The 17,643-nt window shown below is 61.6% G+C and carries 15 protein-coding genes and 1 tRNA gene; 14 read left to right on the forward strand and 2 right to left on the reverse strand.

The genetic code is table 11. The features are described 5' to 3' along the window. Window positions 1-192 precede the first annotated feature (192 nt). The 11 genes from ACE1EY_RS15110 (at window position 193) to ACE1EY_RS15160 (ending at window position 12,986) form a co-directional block, all read left to right on the forward strand. Window positions 193-4,182, forward strand: coding sequence for a PAS domain-containing protein (locus tag ACE1EY_RS15110; protein ID WP_370300546.1), 3,990 nt, complete (start codon window positions 193-195; stop codon window positions 4,180-4,182). After that, window positions 4,179-5,939, forward strand: a complete 1,761-nt coding sequence (locus ACE1EY_RS15115; RefSeq protein WP_291513006.1) for an EAL domain-containing response regulator — start codon at window positions 4,179-4,181, stop codon at window positions 5,937-5,939. The genes ACE1EY_RS15110 and ACE1EY_RS15115 overlap by 4 nt, the downstream gene beginning before the upstream one ends. Window positions 5,940-6,157: 218 nt before the next feature. Beyond that, window positions 6,158-6,370, forward strand: a complete 213-nt coding sequence (locus tag ACE1EY_RS15120) for a cold-shock protein (protein WP_291513007.1) — start codon at window positions 6,158-6,160, stop codon at window positions 6,368-6,370. Between the two features lie 190 nt (window positions 6,371-6,560). Then, entirely contained in the window at window positions 6,561-6,962 is a 402-nt protein-coding gene (locus ACE1EY_RS15125; protein WP_291513008.1) for a YciI family protein, read from the forward strand. Between the two features lie 17 nt (window positions 6,963-6,979). Beyond that, the gene (locus ACE1EY_RS15130; RefSeq protein ID WP_291513009.1) at window positions 6,980-7,348 is read left to right on the forward strand and encodes a DUF1428 domain-containing protein; all 369 of its coding nucleotides are present in this window, start codon (window positions 6,980-6,982) and stop codon (window positions 7,346-7,348) included. A gap of 52 nt (window positions 7,349-7,400) precedes the next feature. Next, window positions 7,401-7,754 carry a YciI family protein gene (locus tag ACE1EY_RS15135; RefSeq protein WP_291513010.1) on the forward strand — a complete coding sequence of 118 codons (354 nt, stop codon included), beginning with the start codon at window positions 7,401-7,403 and terminating at the stop codon, window positions 7,752-7,754. Window positions 7,755-7,758: 4 nt separating this feature from the next. Further along, window positions 7,759-9,042, forward strand: a complete 1,284-nt coding sequence (locus ACE1EY_RS15140) for an RNA polymerase sigma factor (protein ID WP_291513011.1) — start codon at window positions 7,759-7,761, stop codon at window positions 9,040-9,042. Window positions 9,043-9,131: 89 nt separating this feature from the next. Next, a complete protein-coding gene (locus ACE1EY_RS15145) occupies window positions 9,132-10,139 on the forward strand; it encodes an NAD(P)H-quinone oxidoreductase (RefSeq protein ID WP_291513012.1) in 1,008 nt (335 codons plus the stop codon). Between the two features lie 254 nt (window positions 10,140-10,393). Then, window positions 10,394-11,227 carry an alpha/beta fold hydrolase gene (locus ACE1EY_RS15150; protein WP_291513013.1) on the forward strand — a complete coding sequence of 278 codons (834 nt, stop codon included), beginning with the start codon at window positions 10,394-10,396 and terminating at the stop codon, window positions 11,225-11,227. Further along, window positions 11,224-12,300: a bifunctional DNA-binding transcriptional regulator/O6-methylguanine-DNA methyltransferase Ada gene (gene ada / locus ACE1EY_RS15155; protein ID WP_291513014.1), complete on the forward strand. Its 1,077-nt coding sequence runs from the start codon at window positions 11,224-11,226 to the stop codon at window positions 12,298-12,300. The genes ACE1EY_RS15150 and ada overlap by 4 nt, the downstream gene beginning before the upstream one ends. Further along, window positions 12,297-12,986 carry a 2OG-Fe(II) oxygenase gene (locus ACE1EY_RS15160; RefSeq protein WP_291513015.1) on the forward strand — a complete coding sequence of 230 codons (690 nt, stop codon included), beginning with the start codon at window positions 12,297-12,299 and terminating at the stop codon, window positions 12,984-12,986. The genes ada and ACE1EY_RS15160 overlap by 4 nt, the downstream gene beginning before the upstream one ends. Window positions 12,987-13,283: 297 nt before the next feature. Here the strand turns inward: ACE1EY_RS15160 and ACE1EY_RS15165 are convergent, their stop codons facing one another. Next, window positions 13,284-13,730 (reverse strand): hypothetical protein, encoded by a 447-nt coding sequence (locus tag ACE1EY_RS15165; protein ID WP_291513016.1) that lies wholly within the window; start codon window positions 13,728-13,730, stop codon window positions 13,284-13,286. 206 nt (window positions 13,731-13,936) lie between these two features. Here ACE1EY_RS15165 and ACE1EY_RS15170 point away from each other — a divergent pair. Further along, a tRNA-Arg gene (locus tag ACE1EY_RS15170) sits at window positions 13,937-14,013 on the forward strand. A 210-nt stretch (window positions 14,014-14,223) separates the two neighbouring features. Here the strand turns inward: ACE1EY_RS15170 and ACE1EY_RS15175 are convergent. Beyond that, a complete protein-coding gene (locus ACE1EY_RS15175; protein WP_291513017.1) occupies window positions 14,224-14,430 on the reverse strand; it encodes a tetratricopeptide repeat protein in 207 nt (68 codons plus the stop codon). Window positions 14,431-14,583: 153 nt separating this feature from the next. Here ACE1EY_RS15175 and ACE1EY_RS15180 point away from each other — a divergent pair, with 153 nt between their 5' ends. Both ACE1EY_RS15180 and ACE1EY_RS15185 read left to right on the forward strand, forming a co-directional pair. Further along, on the forward strand, window positions 14,584-16,839 hold the full coding sequence (locus ACE1EY_RS15180) for a TonB-dependent receptor domain-containing protein (RefSeq protein ID WP_291513018.1): 2,256 nt from the start codon (window positions 14,584-14,586) through the stop codon (window positions 16,837-16,839). Window positions 16,840-17,138: 299 nt separating this feature from the next. After that, entirely contained in the window at window positions 17,139-17,558 is a 420-nt protein-coding gene (locus ACE1EY_RS15185; RefSeq protein WP_370300547.1) for a hypothetical protein, read from the forward strand. Window positions 17,559-17,643 lie beyond the last annotated feature (85 nt).

Below are 17,643 nucleotides of genomic sequence, written 5' to 3' on the forward strand. Positions count from 1 at the left end.
CCGGTGCACAGAACTTTAGATATTTTCCGTCCGCCCTGTCCGTCAGCCACGACTGCGAGGCCCCAGCCGGTTTTTTTGACCCGCGCATCGCACGCGAACCACGGGGCGCGCGAGATGCCAGATAGCGGGATGACGCCTTCGCAAAACCATGAGAACGTAGGCCGGACAACACCTGACGAGGAGACTGCGCCGATGCCGCGGGGTCCGATGCGCAATCTGCTGCTGGGTCTGCTGCTACTCCTCGCCCTCGCGCTGACCACGGTCGTGCTCGGGCTGCCAAACCAGCTGGGGGACGGCATTGCCCGGGAATTGCTTGAGGTCTTCCTCATCGGCGGATTTGCCTGCTGCATGGTGTTGGGCTGGCTCGGCTGGCGCCAGGGACGCGATTTAAGCCGCGCGGAGCACGCCGGCCAACGCAGCTGGCAGATGTTGGCAACCGTGCCCGAGGCCCTGCTCGTGCTGGACCCGAAGACTGGCCGGGTGCTCAGCGCCAACAATCGGTGTCGCACCGTCTTTGGGCGAGAGCCGGAGTCGCTCAAGAGCCTGCCGCTTGACGCGCTGCTCCCGTCGCTGGACCTGCCTGCCGGTACGGACGAAACGCCCGCTCCCCACGCCGTCGAACTGCGCGAAACGGAAGCACTACAGGCCGATGGCACACATTTGCCAGTGGATATCGGCGTCAGCCAGTTCGTCGCTGCACCGACCGATGCGCTGCGGACCATCATCAGCATTCGCGACGCCCGACCGCGCCTGGCCGCCGAATCCGGTCGCCTGGACGCCGAGCGTCGCACCCGACAAATCATCCAGAGCGTGCCCGGCGTGGTGTATCGCTGCGCCATGGATGAGCAGTGGACCATGGCCTTCGTCTCCGATCAGGTCGAGGTGCTAACGGGCTACCCGGCAGACGATTTCATCGGCAATCGACGCACCTCATTCGGTGCGCTGATCCACCCCGACGACGCCGTGGACCTGCAATCCAAAGTGGAAGGCGCCGCATTAGCCGGCCTGCCCTGGTTGGTGGAGTACCGCATCCGCCACCGCGACGGCGAACTGCGTTGGGTCATGGAACACGGCAGCGCCCAGCAAGCGGCGGACGGCCGCATCGTTTGGCTCTACGGCGTGATGATGGATGTGACCGACCTGAAGAACGCCGAACGCACAGCGGCGGAAACCAGCCAGCGCCTGGTCGAAATCACCGAAAACCTCCCTGGTGCGACATGGCGGGCGGAGATTCACCAGGAGACCGGCATTGCGCGGTTCACCCACTTCGCCGGCAAGCTGGACACTCCGTTTGGTGATCTCGATCTGCCGATGATTCGACAGGACGCCGGCCAATTGCTGACGCTGGTTCATCCGGACGACCGTGATCGCTACCGGCGGGACATCGAACAGGCGCTCGCCGATGGCCGCTACAGCTCCGAATACCGGATCCGGCGGCGCGGCAGTCGCTGGGGCTGGGTACGGGCCACTGGCTCGATCTATGACGTAAAAGGCAGCCAGTACCGCATCGCGGTCGGCCACACCGTCGACATCGATGCCGAGCGCCAACTCACCGAGAAACTGGAAACGGCGCGCACCGAAGCCGAGGCACAGGCAGAACGGCTGAGTCGCCTCACGGCCAACCTGCCGGGTGTTGTGTGGGAACTCAGGATGACACCGCCCGACTTCGCGCTGCGCTACACCTATATCAGCGACACGCCCCACATCGTCATCGACCTCAAGCCCGAGCAGTTCTACCGCGAGTTTGATCAGGTTCTCAGCTTCGTTCACCCGGACGACCAGCCAACATTCACAGCCCAGGTAGAGCGGCTACGCCACGCAACGGATGAGCAGGATCTGACCGGGACGTTTCAGTACCGCATGCGGGCGCCCGATGACAGCTATTTCTGGCGCCGCACGGCGTTCCGCGGCGCATTCAATCCGGACGGCAGCCGCACCGTCTACGGCCTGACCATTGATATCCAACGTGAGAAGACTCTGGAACAGGCACTGCGATCCGCACGTGAGGAAGCGGATAGTGCCAACGCCGCCAAAAGCGAGTTTCTGGCGAACATGAGTCACGAGATCCGCACCCCGATGAACGCGGTGGTCGGCATGTCGCAGTTGATGCGCGGCACCGACCTGACAGGCCAGCAGGGGCGGTATCTGTCGCAGATCGAGTCGTCGTCACGGCTATTGCTGCGACTGCTCGACGACATTCTCGATCTGTCGAAGATCGAGGCCCGGCACCTGGAGATCGAAACCATCCCGTTCGAACTGCACCAGCTGATTGATGATGTCGGCAACCTCATGGGCGAGCGCAGCCGGGACAAACAACTGGAGCTGTCGATCCGGCTGGCGGACGACTGTCCGAACCGCTTGATCGGCGATCCTCTGCGGATCAGGCAGGTGCTCGGCAATCTGGCCAGCAACGCCATCAAGTTCACGCCGGATGGCGGCGACATCGACATGACCATCGACACCGTGTGGCGGAATCAGCAGCAGGCCAGGCTTCGATTCGCTGTCACCGACTCCGGCATCGGGCTCACGCCGGAGCAACAAACGCGGATCTTCGAGGCCTTTGAACAAGCCGACGCCTCCACCACCCGCCAGTTTGGCGGTACCGGACTGGGGCTGACCATTGCTCGCCGCCTGGTCACGCTGATGGGCGGCACCATGGGTGTAAGCAGTTCCCCCGACGCCGGCAGTCGATTCTGGTTTGAACTGGTCCTCGACGAAGACCATACGAGGCAACCGGATGCCGCGCTGGTTGATCTCAGCGGTCGGCGTGCGCTGGTCGTTGATGATCATCTGACGACCTGCGAAGTGATCACCGGCCTGCTTGCACGGTTGGGTGTCACCGCGGTGTCCGAACAGCGTTGCCGATCGGGTTTGGCGCGGCTGGAGGCGGCGGTCAAACAATCTCGCCCCTATGATTTCCTGATCGTCGACTGGCGCATGCCCGAACTCTCCGGCACCGAGCTGGTCCGGCGGGTGCTGAACGCACCGGAACGATACGGCCGCCCCCGCACGGTGATGATGACCGGTTACGGCGCAGAGCACAGCCTGCCCGGCATCGCGGAGTTGAAACTGGACGGATTCCTGGTCAAGCCGGTCAGCCCCAGCCGCTTACTTGCCACCCTCACGCAGGCCGTCCAGTCGCAAGACCCTGAACCACCCGAAGCGCCGCAAGGGCGCCCCCTTTCCCTGTCCGGCGTGCATGTTCTGGTGGTTGAGGACAACGCGATCAATCAGGAGATTGCCTCGACCGTGCTTCGGCAGGCGGGCGCCAACGTGTCACTGGCCGAACATGGCGCGCAGGCGCTGGAGCGCCTGGAAGCCGGCGACGGCATCGATCTGATCTTGATGGACTGCCAGATGCCGGTGATGGACGGCTTCGAGGCCAGTCGGCGCATCCGCGGACTCGATGCCTACCGCGACACTCCCATCGTGGCGATGACCGCCAATGCGATGGACGGTGACCGAGAGCGCTGCTTGAATGCCGGCATGGATGACTACATGGCCAAGCCCATCGAATCCGAGACGCTGCTGGAAACCGTGGGCAGGCATTTGGGTCGTGTCCTTGCGTCCTCACCGACCCATGGCGTCGTCCCAACGGATCTGCCTGATCTGCCGGGCTTTGCCTTGGGCGATGCACTACGCCGTCTGGACGGCAATCGTGGCGTGCTCCTGAGCCTGCTGAAGCGGTTTCGCACAGACCACTGCGATGCGACGGCGGCGATCCGCCATGCGTTGGATGCCGACAACCCGGCAGGGGCCAAGCTGCATGCGCATTCGCTCAAAGGCGCCGCAAGCAGCCTGGGCGCCTATCCACTCGCCGCGCAGGCCGCTGCCGTGGAGGCTGCCATCGACAACAATGCCACCGTGGCGGCGCCGCTGGCCGAGCTTGGCGAGCAGCTCTCGGTGGTCCGCCAAGCGCTGGGCAGCATCGAGCCCCTGCCGGCCACTGTCCCGACCAAGATGTCCGCAGACAGCTTTAAGCGGCAATGGCGGCGACTTGCGCAGTTACTGCTGGAGAACGACACTCGGGCGGTCGATCTGGCATCAACCCTGCGGCAGCTCGTTCCGGCCGGTCTCGAACAAGCCGTCTCAGCCGTCATCGATCGCGCCGAAGCCTATGACTTCGTCGGTGCAAAACAGGCCATGGATCAGGTCGACTTAGGGGAGAACGACGCGCCATGACCGCAGATCCACCCACCGTACTGATCGTCGACGACACGCCGAGCAACATCGATATGTTGCGCTCCGTGCTCGCCGGCAGTTATCGCGTGCAGGCCGCCACGTCTGGCCGCCGCGCCTTGGACATTGTGGCGGACCAGCCACCCGACCTGATTCTGCTCGATGTCGTGATGCCGGACATGGATGGCTATGCGGTCTGTCGTCGGCTCAAGTCGGATGCCCAAACCGCGCGGATTCCTGTCATTTTCGTCACGGCCAAGAACGAGGCCCGCGACGAGGAACTCGGCTTCTCCATCGGTGGCGCCGACTATGTCGCCAAGCCATTCGAACCCGCCGTCGTCCGGGCGCGCGTCGCCACGCATCTGGCCTTATATGACCAGACACGCCTGCTCCAGCAGCTGGTTGACGAACGTACGGTGCAACTCCGTTACGAGATGGATCAGCGCGAAGACGCGGTCGCTCGCGTCCGCTATCTGCACGAGTACGACAGCCTGACCGGGCTGGCGCATCGCAGCTTGCTGATGCAGCGCATCGACATGGCATTGGAAACCCACCCCGATCGCGTGGCCGTTGCCGTGCTGGATGTCGATCGATTCGCCGCCATTAACGACGCATTGGGCACCCGGCTGGGGGATTTGCTGCTGCAACAAATCGCCACAGCCCTGCGTGACGCGGCCGGGGGCACAGCCTTCATTGGTCGGCTGGGTGGCGACAGCTTCGGCGTACTGCTGACATCCAAAAGCCGTGTCGTTGACCAGCTGCATCTGATCAACGAGCACATGGAGCGATTGTTCGAAGCCGTTGCCCGGCCTTACATGCTGGAGGGCGAGCGCATTCAGATCCGCATCAGCGGCGGCGTGGCCGTGCATCCGAAGGATGGCGAGACCGCCGAATTGCTGATCAAAAGCGCGGATGCGGCGATGCACGCGGCCAAGGACGCCACCCTCACCACGTACATGTTCTACAGCGCGGAGATGAATTCCGCCTCGCGCGAGTTGCTCACGCTGGAGAGCGAGCTGCGTGACGCAATTCGCGATGGCGCCATCAAACCTTGGTATCAGCCGAAGTTCGACCTGAAAACCCGCACTCTGGTCGGTGCAGAGGCGCTGGCTCGATGGGTCCGGCCAGACGGTCGCAGTATCGGGCCGTCCGTGTTCGTCCCGCTGGCCGAGAAAACCGGTTTATACAAGGCTCTCAACCAGCGAATCGTGCACGACGTGTGCGTGCAAGCGCGTTCGTGGGCCAGCAATTTCGACACCCCGATCACACTGGCCGTCAATGTCTCGGCGGCGGATTTCCAGTACCCCGGATTCGTCGCCGACATGCTCAGCATTGTCCGAGACACCGGTGTCGATCCGCGCATGATCGAAATCGAGATCACCGAACATGCGGTCATCGCCGATCCGCTGGCCGCCGCCGACAAGATCGGCGTGCTCGCCGGACACGGGTTTACCACCGCGCTGGATGATTTCGGTGTGGGCTATTCGTCGCTGTCGTACATCCGGCAGCTGCCGATTCACACGCTGAAGATCGACCATTCGTTCATGGGCGGCGTTGGCGAGGACGAACGCGCCGACGCCGTGGCGGCGACGATTCTGACGCTCGCCAACCGGCTCGGGCTCACGAGTGTGGGCGAAGGCGTGGAACACGAGCATCAAATGCAGTTCCTCGGCGCCAACGGCTGCACCCTGGTTCAAGGGTTTCTGTTCGCCGGCGCGATGGCCTCCGACGCATTCGAAACCCAACTGCTTCGACACTGATTGGCGCCCGCTTAGCCGATAACTGCGCACCAACCGTTCGGATGCCGTATCATCCGCCTGCTGCCAATGTCATCAGGCTGTTCCGGTTACCTCGGCATCGCATCTAGCGATGCTTCGCGAATCACCCGTTACCTTCCTTGATTGCTATGCAGTCGGCACGCACGCAGTGCGCGCTGAAATCATTTGTTGTTGTTGTATTTAGAGTTTAGGAAAGTTTAATGAGTGAAAAGCAGAACGGAACCGTGAAATGGTTCAACGATTCCAAGGGTTACGGATTCATCGCCCCGGCTGACGGCGGCGAAGACCTGTTTGCCCACTTCAAAGAAATCCAGGGTTCTGGTTTCAAGACCCTCGCAGAAGGCCAGAAGGTCGAGTTTGTCGCTGCCCGCGGTGCCAAGGGCATGCAGGCAACGCAGATCATGCCTCTGTAAGAACAGCGCTTTCGCCTTTCGGCGAATGAACTGATTCGAGCCGCGACGGTTTCTGACCGTCGCGGTTTTTTTATGCCCGGAACAACGCCGGTGTCACAGAGACCGGCCAACGCGCTCCTGCCGTCTCGTCCCTGTCGAAATCGGGCTCCACCGTTCGACCACAATGTGGGACTGACACTGGAGCGTAACGATGAAGTATCTATGCTTCGGCCACATGGCCGAAACGCGCTGGACCGAGATGAGCGCCGCCGAACGCCAAACGATGATGGCGGCCTGCCACGCCTACGACGAAGAGCTCAAACACGGCGGTCACTTTTTGCGTGGCGAAGCCCTGCAACCCGCTGATTCCGCCGTAACCGTCCGGTGGCACAATGGTGAGGCCGTGGTCACCGACGGACCCTACGCCGAAACCCGCGAGCAACTGGGCGGCCTGTTGCTGTTGGAGGCACGCGACATGAACCATGCGATTCAGTTGATCTCGAACCACCCGGGCGTGCGGCTGTGCGGGCCCTTCGAGATTCGTCCGCTGGACGAGGCGTTTCCCGAGGGCTTCTGTGACAGCATGGCCGACACAGCCATCACCAACCAATAAGCGCAGGGGAGAACACCATGACCAGCAAAAGAGCGTATGTCGACGGTTTCGTGCTGCCGGTTCCGCGGGCGAAGCTGGAGGAGTATCGCGCCATGGCGCAGATGTGCGGCGCTATCTGGAAAGAACACGGTGCATTGGACTATGTGGAGTGCGTCGCCGACGACGTGCAAAGCGGCGAAGTCACGTCGTTCCCGCAAAGCGTACATCTCAAGGAGGACGAGGTCGTCATCTTCGCCTGGGCATCCTACGAGTCACGCGAACATCGCGACGCCGTCAACGAAAAAGTGATGAACGATCCGCGGCTGGCCGATATGAAACCAGAGACCATGCCCTTCGACGGCAAGCGCATGTTCTGGGGCGGCTTCAAGCCCTTGATTCAACTTTAGAGAGCGCCGTGGACTGCGCTCTCACGCTGGCTCTTCGAACCGGAGACGATCGATGCGTTACATGCTGATGTGCTGCATGAACGAGGCGCACTGGAACGGCCTGGACGAGGCAACGCGCGACGACGTGATGACGCGCTATCGAAGCTGGGTCGATCAGATTGATGCTGCGGGCCAGCATGTCCTCACCCATCAGCTCATGCAGACCGCCACGGCGACAACGTTGCGCTCGCCCGCTGGCCGGGAGGTGATCACCGATGGCCCCTTCGCGGAAACGCGTGAACAATTCGGCGGCTTTCATCTGATCGACTGCGAAGACCTCGACGCAGCACTGGCCATCGCCCGCCGCATACCCACCTTGGCCGTCGGCGGCACGATCGAGGTGCGCCCCTTGGTCGACTCCGCCTGATCGGATGAACCCGCGGACAGCGGCGGGTCTGAGCGCGCGGATCGACGCGATCTATCGCACGGAATCCCGCCGCATACTCGCCACCCTGATTCGCCTGCTAGGCGATTTCGATCAGGCGGAAGAGGCCATGCACGAAGCGTTTGCCGCGGCCGTCGAGCAGTGGGCAAGCGACGGCATACCAGACAATCCACGCGCCTGGCTCGTCTCCACCGGGCGGTTCAAGTTCATCGACAAGCTGCGGCGGCGCACGCGTTTCGACACGCTGACACCTGAGCTGGTCCGCCTGCAAGACGACGCCCGCAGCAACGACCCGGCCGCCTCCGAGCTGGACGGACTGGAGGATGACCGACTCCGGCTGATCTTCACCTGCTGCCACCCGGCTCTCTCCACCGATGCCCAAGTCGCGCTGACCCTGCGCGAGATCTGCGACCTGACCACGGAAGAAATCGCCCGATCCTATCTGGCTGCGCCATCCACGCTGGCGCAGCGGATCGTCCGCGCCAAAGCGAAAATCAAGCGTGCACGCATCCCGTACGAGGTGCCGTCGCCAGCGGAATTGCCCGACCGGCTCGAAGCCGTGCTGCGGGTGGTCTACCTCGTGTTCAACGAAGGCTATGCGGCCTCATCCGGGGATACGCTGACGCGCCAGGACCTGAGCGGCGAAGCCATCCGGCTGGGCCGACTGCTCGCCGAATTACTGCCGGACCCGGACGTGCTCGGCCTGCTCGCACTGATGCTGTTTCACGAAGCCCGCAGGGCCGCACGCACCGACGACACGGGCGAGCTCGTGCGGCTGGAAGACCAGGACCGGAAGCTATGGGACAACGCGACAATCGCCGAGGCCAATACCTTGCTGGACCGCGCATTCGCCGGCCAACGCATCGGTGCCTATACGCTGCAGGCGGCCATCATCGGGGTGCATGCGAATACCGCAACAGCGGCGGACACCGACTGGAACCAGATCATCGCCCTCTACGACCTGCTGCTCCGCCTGCAGCCCTCACCCATCGTGCAGCTCAACCGCGCCGCGGCGGTCTCGATGCGCGATGGACCACAGGCCGGGCTTGCTTTACTCGATGCATTGGCCACAGACGAGGCGCTGGCAACGTTTCATCCCTACCACGCCGCGCGGGCCGAACTGCTGCGACAGCTAGGCGACCCGGCAGCGGCTGACCACGCCTACGTGCAGGCACTGCACTATGTGTCGCAGACTGTGGAACGCCGTTTCCTGGAGAAGCGCCGGGAATCGCTGCAACTCGCCGGAACCAAACCACTACGGCCGGGTTGAAACACCGCCAAGCGCAGGGGGATTATGGTTTGTGTGCCGTCATACCCATCGTGAGCACAAGCCCCGATCAACCAGGTATCTGAATACCCATGCCTACAACGCCTACCATGCGCGCGATCGCAACTCGCCAAAGCGGGGATGCCGATGTTCTCCAAGCCACGGAGATGGCTCGGCCGACGCCCGGCGCCGGCCAGGTGCTGATCCAGGTGGCCGCCGCTGGCGTCAACCGCCCCGATGTACTCCAGCGCATGGGGCTTTACCGGCCGCCCGAAGATGCCTCCCCGCTACTGGGGCTGGAGGTGGCCGGAACGATAGTGGATGGCGACCTGTCGGGGACGGACTGGCAGCTTGGCGACACCGTGTGTGCGCTCGTTCATGGCGGTGGCTATGCGGAGTACTGCGTGGCGGAAGCCGATCAATGTCTGCCCGTGCCCAAGGGCTGGACGTTGGAACAGGCCGCTTCGCTACCGGAAACCTGCTTCACGGTCTGGAGCAATGTGTTCGAACGCGGCCGCCTCAGCGCCGGCGAATCGCTGCTGGTTCAGGGCGGCTCCAGCGGCATCGGCACCACCGCCATCCAGATCGCTACAGCACTCGGTCACCCGGTCTTCGCCACCGCTGGCACAGCCGAAAAATGCCAGGCCTGCGTGGATCTCGGCGCCCAGCGCGCCATCAACTACCGGGAAGAAGACTTCGCAGACGTGATCCGCGAGTTATCGGACGGCCGCGGTGTTGACGTGATCCTCGACATGGTCGGCGGCGACTACATGGAGCGGCAGATCAAGAGCCTTGCCGACGACGGCCGCCTGGTGCTCATCGGGCTGCTCGGCGGCAGCAAGGCCGAGGTGCCGCTCGCCCAGATCCTGATGCGGCGACTGACCGTCACCGGTTCGACCCTGCGCCCGCGCAAGAAAGCTTACAAGGCCAAGCTGGCGGCTGATCTGCTCAAGCACGTGTGGCCACTCATGGAGGACGGGCGGTTCACGCCTCAGATTCACGCCCGGTTTGCGTTATCAGACGCAGCGGACGCCCATCGGATGATGGAATCCGGTTCGCACATTGGCAAGCTGGTACTGGTCACCGAGTCTGGGCGCTGAATACGCACTGGCTAACCTGTTAGCCATTCCATGCACACCCGACGAGCAGCGCATCAAGGCGCTTGATTCAGGACGACAGCGTTAATCCCAGAATAAAAGCAGCTGAGCGTGCTGCTTTACTGGGCCCATGGATGGACGCTGGCAAATCGCGGCAGCCGGCTAACCGATCAAGACGAATAAGTGCGCAAGAATCGGATAGTTGCCGCCAGCCCGAGTGCGCAGACTGCTCCCTCTCACAGCAAGGAGCTAAGCGCATGGCCACTTACGTTTTTCTTCATGGGTCCTTTCACGCCGCCTGGAACTGGCATCGCGTCGTCCCTCTCCTGGAAGCATCGGGACATCGCGGTATCGCACTGGACCTGCCTGGCCACGGGCGCGACCGTACGCCACCAAGCCGGGTTTTCTTGGACACCTGCGTTCAGCATGTTCTGGCGTGCATCGATCAGCAGTCAGAGCCCGTCGTTCTGGTGGCGCACAGCCGCAATGGCATCGTCATCTCGCAAGCCGCCGAACAGCGTCCCGAGCGCGTCAAGGGGCTGATCTATCTCGCCGCCTATCTGGTGCCGGACGGCAAGTCGATGATGGACTTTGCCCTGCAAGACGAGCATTCACTGGTCGCCCAGAATCTGGAGGCGGGGCTCGATCGAAGCCGCTTGTTGACGATGACGCGGATTTTCCGCCATCGCTGGCTACAACGCCTCGCGGCGCGACTGTTGCCGCAAGGCTTACAGGTCCATCGACTAGCGCGTCACGCCTACAGGGAAGCCCTGTACCACGACTGTGGCGACGAAATCACCGAACTGGCTAACGTCTTGCTGGAAGCGGAGCCCAACTGGGCTGGTTTCACACCTTTGAAGCTCAGTCAGGCACGCTACGGCCGGGTGCCCAAGGTCTACATGGAATGCCTGCAGGACCGCGCGGTCACGCTGCCACTACAACGTGCGATGCTCCGTGAAACCCCATGTGACCACGTGTACTCGTTGGACAGCGGACACTCACCATTCTTCTCACAGCCTGCAGAACTGTGCCGCGTGCTGGCCGACAGCCTGCACCATTTCGAAGTCGCCCCTGTGAGAAACGCGGCATGAAACCGACAGACATCATCTGCTGGGATGCCATGCAGGCCCGCGATACCGCGTTCGACGGCCGATTCCTCTATGGCGTGATGACCACCGGTGTCTACTGCCGACCGTCCTGCTCGTCACGCATGCCGAAGCGCGAAAACGTCAGGTTCTACGCTATGGCTGCCGAAGCCGAGCTAGACGGCTTGCGACCCTGCAAACGCTGCCAGCCACTGGCAAAGACCGCTGACGAACTCGCCGTACGCAAGATGCGCGAGCTCGGCCGGTATATCCAGGCGCACAGTGCCGAAACGCTGACCCTGGAGACCCTGGCGAAACGCGCCCACCTGAGCCCGTCGCATCTCCAGCGTCAGTTCAAGAAGGTGCTGGGAGTATCACCCAAGCACTTTATTGAAACCTGCCGGCTGGACACGCTCAAAACCCAACTTCGGGAAGGCACCTCTGTCGCAACGGCCACTTACGAGGCCGGTTTCGGCAGCAGCAGCCGGGTCTATGAGCGCGCGGCAAGCAGGTTGGGCATGACGCCCAAACAGTACAGCGCCGGTGGGCTGGATGTCGCGATCTCCTGGGCCACATCCGACACCGCGCTCGGCTTGCTGATGATGGCGGCCAGTGACCGGGGCTTATGTTTCGTGCAATTCGGCAGCAGCGAAGACGACCTGCTGACCGCATTGCGCAAAGAGTTTCCGGCCGCCGCGATCACGCGCATGGCCGACGGCGGCGACGATCAGTTCATGCAGTGGATGGCGTCATTGTCGCGCCATCTGGCAGGACAACAGCCCGCAGGCGATCTGCCGGTTGATTTGCGCGGCACGGCCTTCCAGATGCAAGTGTGGCGCTACCTGCTGACGATTCCCCCTGGCGAACTGCGGTCGTATACCGAAGTGGCGCAAGCCGTCGGCAAACCGAAAGCGGTTCGCGCGGTCGCCAACGCCTGCGCGGCCAATCGGGTGGCCGTGCTGGTGCCCTGCCACCGAGTCATACGCGGCGATGGTCATTTGGGCGGCTACCGTTGGGGGCTGGAGCGCAAGCGCACGCTCATTGATCAGGAGCGGGCTGACCGCGCGACCCACCCATGAGCAGCATTGACGCCGAAGCATTGCGCGGCAAGCTGGACAGCGATGGTTTCGCAATACTGCCCGCCTTGCTCGATCCGGATAACTGCGAAGCGCTGCGTTCGCTTTACGCGGATGAACGCCATTTCCGCTCGCGGGTCATCATGCAGCGACATCACTTCGGCCGCGGCGAGTACCAGTACCTGCGCTACCCGCTGCCTAGCCATGTGTCGACGCTGCGGGGGCGGCTCTACGCCGTACTGGCGCCGATCGCGAATGACTGGGCGCACGCGCTGGGTGAAGAGCGCAAATACCCGCCTCAACACCAGGACTATCTGCAGAACTGCCATGCAGCAGGCCAAGCCCGCCCGACCCCGCTTATCCTTAAATACGGTGCCGGTGACTACAACTGTCTGCATCAGGATCTCTACGGCGAGCAGGTGTTCCCGTTGCAGGCGGTCATCATGCTCAGCTCGCCCGGCGACGACTTTCAGGGCGGTGAGCTGGTGCTGGTTGAACAACGCCCACGCGCGCAATCGCGGCCCCAGGTAATCCGGATGAACCAGGGTGATGCTGTGATCTTCGCGGTGAATCAGCGACCCAAACAGGGCGTTCGCGGCACCTATCGCGTTCGGATGAAGCATGGTGTCAGCCGCGTCGAAGCCGGGGAGCGCTACACGCTCGGTATCATCTTTCACGACGCGCAGTGAGCATGGCCTGCTGATCAGGCCTGCACGAGTCAGATTGATAGCCCACTGCTTGAGAGCGTCGGTCGGAGACAACGGTACGGTTCATCGACTGGGCGGCGATAAATTCGTCATCCTCCTCAAGTCACCCTCCGCCTCATCGGAGGCCGCAGACGATGCTGCGAGTAAGGCTGCGGAAGCCATCTTGTCCGCAATCGTGGCCGTTCGCATTGCCACAGCCGTGCTCCGGAAAAACCCGACATGGCATCCGGATGTAGCTGATGGCGAAACGCCAGCCAGCTCAACAAGCAAGAATGGCCTTCAGTGGCGAGTTGCCTGCGTCTCGCCGAGCGCGTGACGGGCACGGCTCGCAAGCAACGCCTGAACTGCCTGCTTGCGCGTGCGGGCGTGGGTGACGCTCCAATCACGCGAAATGGCGCCGACTGAGTCGATCCAGGCCATCAGGTGATCACGACCGGACTGGGTTAGCGCGTAGCTCCACACATCGTTCTCCAGCGCAATATCCAGCAACTCATTGGCGATCAACATGCCAATCGCGCGGGCGAAATCGCTTTCTCGGACGACCAGCGAGGCGCGCACCTGATCCACCAGATTCTGCGGCGTGGACCCGGAGCCCGTCAGCGTGCCGAGATCATCGGCGGCCTGGAGAATCGCGATCTGCGTGACCTCGATGAATTCGGGAACGCCCATCTGCTTGCGCCGCTCGCCTTCACCACTGGGGTCGCTCGCGATTGTTCCGTCCAACATGGGGTTACTCCACGGTTGCCGTTGCTTTCGAGTGGTCTGCAGGCTAACAATCGAAAAGTGAACATTTTGGCAACGCGCGCCGAATGGGCAGGACGGTCGTCATGGCGGCGGATACCGCTGGTCCGAACCCTCAGATGCTTGCGCGATCCGCCAGAATCTTTACAATGCGCGCCTCGCTGAACGCCAAATGTGCGTCACGAAATCGCGGGCCCGTAGCTCAGTTGGATAGAGTACCTGGCTACGAACCAGGGGGTCGGGCGTTCGAATCGCTCCGGGCCCGCCATATTTAATCAAAAAAACCAGAGACTTAGCGGTCTCTGGTTTTTTTGTGCCCGACGTTTGAGCGGTTTGTGTCCTCCTCGTGTCCTGGCGGTGGCCAACGCGCACTGGCCGGTGCTTTGGAGTGCCCCTGAAACTGCGGGAGAAGAGGAAGTGGAGCAGCGTCGCATTGTCTACAGAAGCCTCGGAACGGCACAACACACCACCAAGAGCGTCACGTATCCCCTCGTACCACCCGCTCGCGCTCAATCTGCTGACTCACGAAGACCACCCACTGCTTCGCCTGGCCCCGGTAGTCGGAGAACGCGGTCGCCTCTTTGAAAGCCTGCATGGCTTGGCCATAGCGCTTGAGGTTGTAGTAGGCCGTGCCGATCTGCATGTTGGCACTGCCCGGCCGCGCCAACCCGCCGAGATCGGTCACGTTGTTCGATCCGGATGTAGTGCAATTAGTAAGGTCTCACCGTAATTCCGTAATTCCCCGTAATTCCCGTCCCCTATTACCCCCAGACGGCGACCTCTCGGGGGCATGGTTGTTGCTCATCGACAGGCATCCCAGTCCCTACCTGCCTTGAACATGCCAAGACGACACGGTTTAACCCTCGCCGCACTCAGCATTCGAGTCCTCGCCACTGCCATGGGCCTGCTCGCGCTCTCCACGAGTCAGGCGCAGGATGACGAGCCCGAAACGGTCGACACCATTCCAGTGGCGCCGCTGGATGAAGAGGATGCCCCCCACTCCTCCGGAACCTTACGATTGGAAGAAGTGGTCGTGACAGCAACCAAGCGCGAGGCATCGGTGCGAGACGTGCCGTCCAGCATCGATGCGATGTCAGGCGAAGACCTGATCGAAGCGGGAGCGACTGACCTGGAGCAGATCCTGGCCCAGTCACCGGGCGTGACCTTTGGCAGCACAGGTGGGTCGGAGATCCGCCAGCAGGTCGTCATTCGCGGCGTGACCGCCAGTGGCACCGTCGGTTATGGCGGCACGACCACGGGCTATCTGTTCAATGACGTGTCGCTGGTCAACCCTTCCGTGGCCGGAGCCATCCCAGGGATCGATCCGTTCGACCTGGCCACGGTCGAGGTCCTCAAAGGCCCGCAAGGCACCCTGTTCGGCGGCGCTGCGCTCGCCGGAGCCATTCGATACGTACCCAACAAACCCGAACTGATCGATACCTTCGGAAGCCTGTCGCTGGGTCTCAGTGAAGTCGCGGACAGCGAGGGACTTGCTCGCCACTACACTGGCTTTCTGAACGCCCCCGTCGGCGACACGGCAGCGATTCGAGTGGTCGGGACCAAACGCACCGATCCCGGGTCCATCGATGACCTCACGACAGGCGAGAACGACATCAACAGCGGCGGCAACACGCAGGCGCGCGTGATCGGGCTGTGGAAGCCGACGAGCCGACTCAGTGCGGAATTCATGGCATATCGCTTCGAGGCACGCTCCGACGCCAGCGGCTCCACCGACAACCCCAACCACCGGGAAACAGAGTCACGCCGCAAGGAAACACCGGGCGAGACCTGGGCCAACCTGTACCGGAGCGAGGTCGAGTATGAATTCGACAGCTTCTCGGTGACCGGAATCGGCAGCTTCCTGGAAAAGGACAGCGAAAGCATCTTCGATCTGACCGCATTCTGGGGCGTTGAAGATATCGAAGGCACCAAGGTCTGGCAGCTGTTTGAAGGCCATACCGAACAGACCACTGCAGAACTGCGTCTGGTATCGGCTGAGCCCAGCCACGTCGGATTCTGGCCTCTGGATGGATGGGATTATCTGGTGGGACTGTACTGGCTGGAGGCGGAACAGGTCTTCGATAACACCACGTCTGCCACACTGACGGCGGTCTTGGACCCTCTGACCATCGAAGTTCTGAATATCCCTTCGGACCTATCGGCGGACGCCGATGAAACCGCCGTGTTCTTTGATCTAACCCGCCCGCTTGGCAACCACTTCGAGATCAACCTCGGGGGCCGATATTTCCGACAGGAGAGCATCGGCTATATCGAAACCAGCGACACACCGGATGGCGTGACCCTGGAGGAAGGCGGCTTCAACCCCAAAGCGGCCGTGACCTGGCACGCTGCGGACCATATCCGGGTGATCGCCAACTATGCCAAAGGGTTCCGGTTCGGGGGGTTCAACAACAACCCGCTCAACGACCCGGACATCGAGTTCACCTATTTCTCTGACGAGATCCAGAACTACGAACTCGGCGCGCGAACCGACTGGTTTGAAGGCGCGCTTCGATTCGATCTGACCGCGTTCCTCATCGACTGGATCAACCCACAAATTCGTCAGTCCAGTCAGACCACATCCACGTCCTATATCAACAATGCGGGCGGAGCGCAGGTCAAGGGCGTGGAGTCGGCGCTGACGACCCTGCTGCCCTGGAATTTCACACTGAACCTTAACGGCGCCTATGTCGATGCACGTCTGACAGAAACCTTCGACACGTCGCGCGGCACGGCTCCCGAGGGCTCGCGCCTACCCGCCACACCGCATCTCACGGGCAGCGTCAATCTCATGCACGACACCTTCCTCGGATACTGGCAACTCAGTTCGGCCCTCAGTTACAGCTATCAGGGTGAGTCCAACAACGAGATTGTGAACTACGAAAAGCTCCCAGCCTACGGGCTGTTGGGAGCCTCCCTCAGCCTGACGCGCCTGGGGCTGGTCACACCCAACATTCGCTTGAGCGGGACCAACCTGCTGAACGAGACGGTCCCGGTCAACATCCTGCACGGTGTGGCAGCCACCAACGGCGACCTGAACTACGGCCTGCTGCGGCCTCGAACCGTCACCCTGTCCCTCGGGATCGAGTTCTAGGGCTGCATCCTCTGCCTTGCTTCAGTCAGGATGCCGAATCCGGAATCGATCACTCGAGAACGTCAAAGATACTCAGCGGGCCGAAACCCTGCCCCGCCAGGTATGCCGAAGAAAATGCGTTGGCGGCGAAGACCCCGCCGCGTGAAGTGGGTGGGGGTAGTCAGGACCGATGATCCCAGGGAGATGAGTCATTCTGCCGGCATAGCGATAAATCAGTTCAATTAGTAAGGTGTCACCGGAATTAATCAAACAGTAAATCTATATGAAATGACCCGCTTAATGGGTTCGGAGTGACATATATGCGGCTGGCAGTTTTTTCGGTTGTCGTTTATTTTGTTGTCATTTTCTCAGCCTGCGGAGGCGAGTCTTCCGAACAGTGGGTGAGAATCAATGATGAATTTTTACGAGAGTATTTTTCTGAGCGCCTTGAGGATTTTGGCATACAAAATAAATTGATTGGTGAAAAAATATATTATGAATCTGAAAAATCCAGCCAAGTTGAAGAATTGTACAAGGAGTTTTCTGCTAATGGCCCTCTTTATATAGAGGTTTCAGACATTTATGTTTCTGTGGACTTTGAAAGAGGGTTGGAAGGCTCTGGGGTGAGTTACCACTTTCGTCCTGTTGAGGGGGGCGGTGGGAAATACTATTTTTCACAGAAGAATTATGAGCGTGCACGAGGAATTTTGCACTCAGCTTTGGAAAAAAGGCGACGCTAGATTGGGTTTACGGGTTTACGGGTTTACGGGTTTACGGTGACACCTTACCAATTACACTAATTTAACCTACTCCGGGGAATTCGGG

The organism is Abyssibacter sp., assembly GCF_964229365.1.
GTDB lineage: Bacteria > Pseudomonadota > Gammaproteobacteria > Nevskiales > OUC007 > Abyssibacter.

Coding starts and splice junctions, on each gene's coding strand:
- ACE1EY_RS15135 (WP_291513010.1), top strand. CDS start 7,401: ATGCGTTACATGCTGATGTGCTGCATGAACGAGGCGCACTGGAACGGC.
- ACE1EY_RS15125 (WP_291513008.1), top strand. CDS start 6,561: ATGAAGTATCTATGCTTCGGCCACATGGCCGAAACGCGCTGGACCGAG.
- ACE1EY_RS15150 (WP_291513013.1), top strand. CDS start 10,394: ATGGCCACTTACGTTTTTCTTCATGGGTCCTTTCACGCCGCCTGGAAC.
- ACE1EY_RS15110 (WP_370300546.1), top strand. CDS start 193: ATGCCGCGGGGTCCGATGCGCAATCTGCTGCTGGGTCTGCTGCTACTC.
- ada (WP_291513014.1), top strand. CDS start 11,224: ATGAAACCGACAGACATCATCTGCTGGGATGCCATGCAGGCCCGCGAT.
- ACE1EY_RS15120 (WP_291513007.1), top strand. CDS start 6,158: ATGAGTGAAAAGCAGAACGGAACCGTGAAATGGTTCAACGATTCCAAG.
- ACE1EY_RS15165 (WP_291513016.1), bottom strand. CDS start 13,730: ATGTTGGACGGAACAATCGCGAGCGACCCCAGTGGTGAAGGCGAGCGG.
- ACE1EY_RS15145 (WP_291513012.1), top strand. CDS start 9,132: ATGCCTACAACGCCTACCATGCGCGCGATCGCAACTCGCCAAAGCGGG.
- ACE1EY_RS15130 (WP_291513009.1), top strand. CDS start 6,980: ATGACCAGCAAAAGAGCGTATGTCGACGGTTTCGTGCTGCCGGTTCCG.
- ACE1EY_RS15140 (WP_291513011.1), top strand. CDS start 7,759: ATGAACCCGCGGACAGCGGCGGGTCTGAGCGCGCGGATCGACGCGATC.
- ACE1EY_RS15160 (WP_291513015.1), top strand. CDS start 12,297: ATGAGCAGCATTGACGCCGAAGCATTGCGCGGCAAGCTGGACAGCGAT.
- ACE1EY_RS15180 (WP_291513018.1), top strand. CDS start 14,584: ATGCCAAGACGACACGGTTTAACCCTCGCCGCACTCAGCATTCGAGTC.
- ACE1EY_RS15185 (WP_370300547.1), top strand. CDS start 17,139: ATGCGGCTGGCAGTTTTTTCGGTTGTCGTTTATTTTGTTGTCATTTTC.
- ACE1EY_RS15115 (WP_291513006.1), top strand. CDS start 4,179: ATGACCGCAGATCCACCCACCGTACTGATCGTCGACGACACGCCGAGC.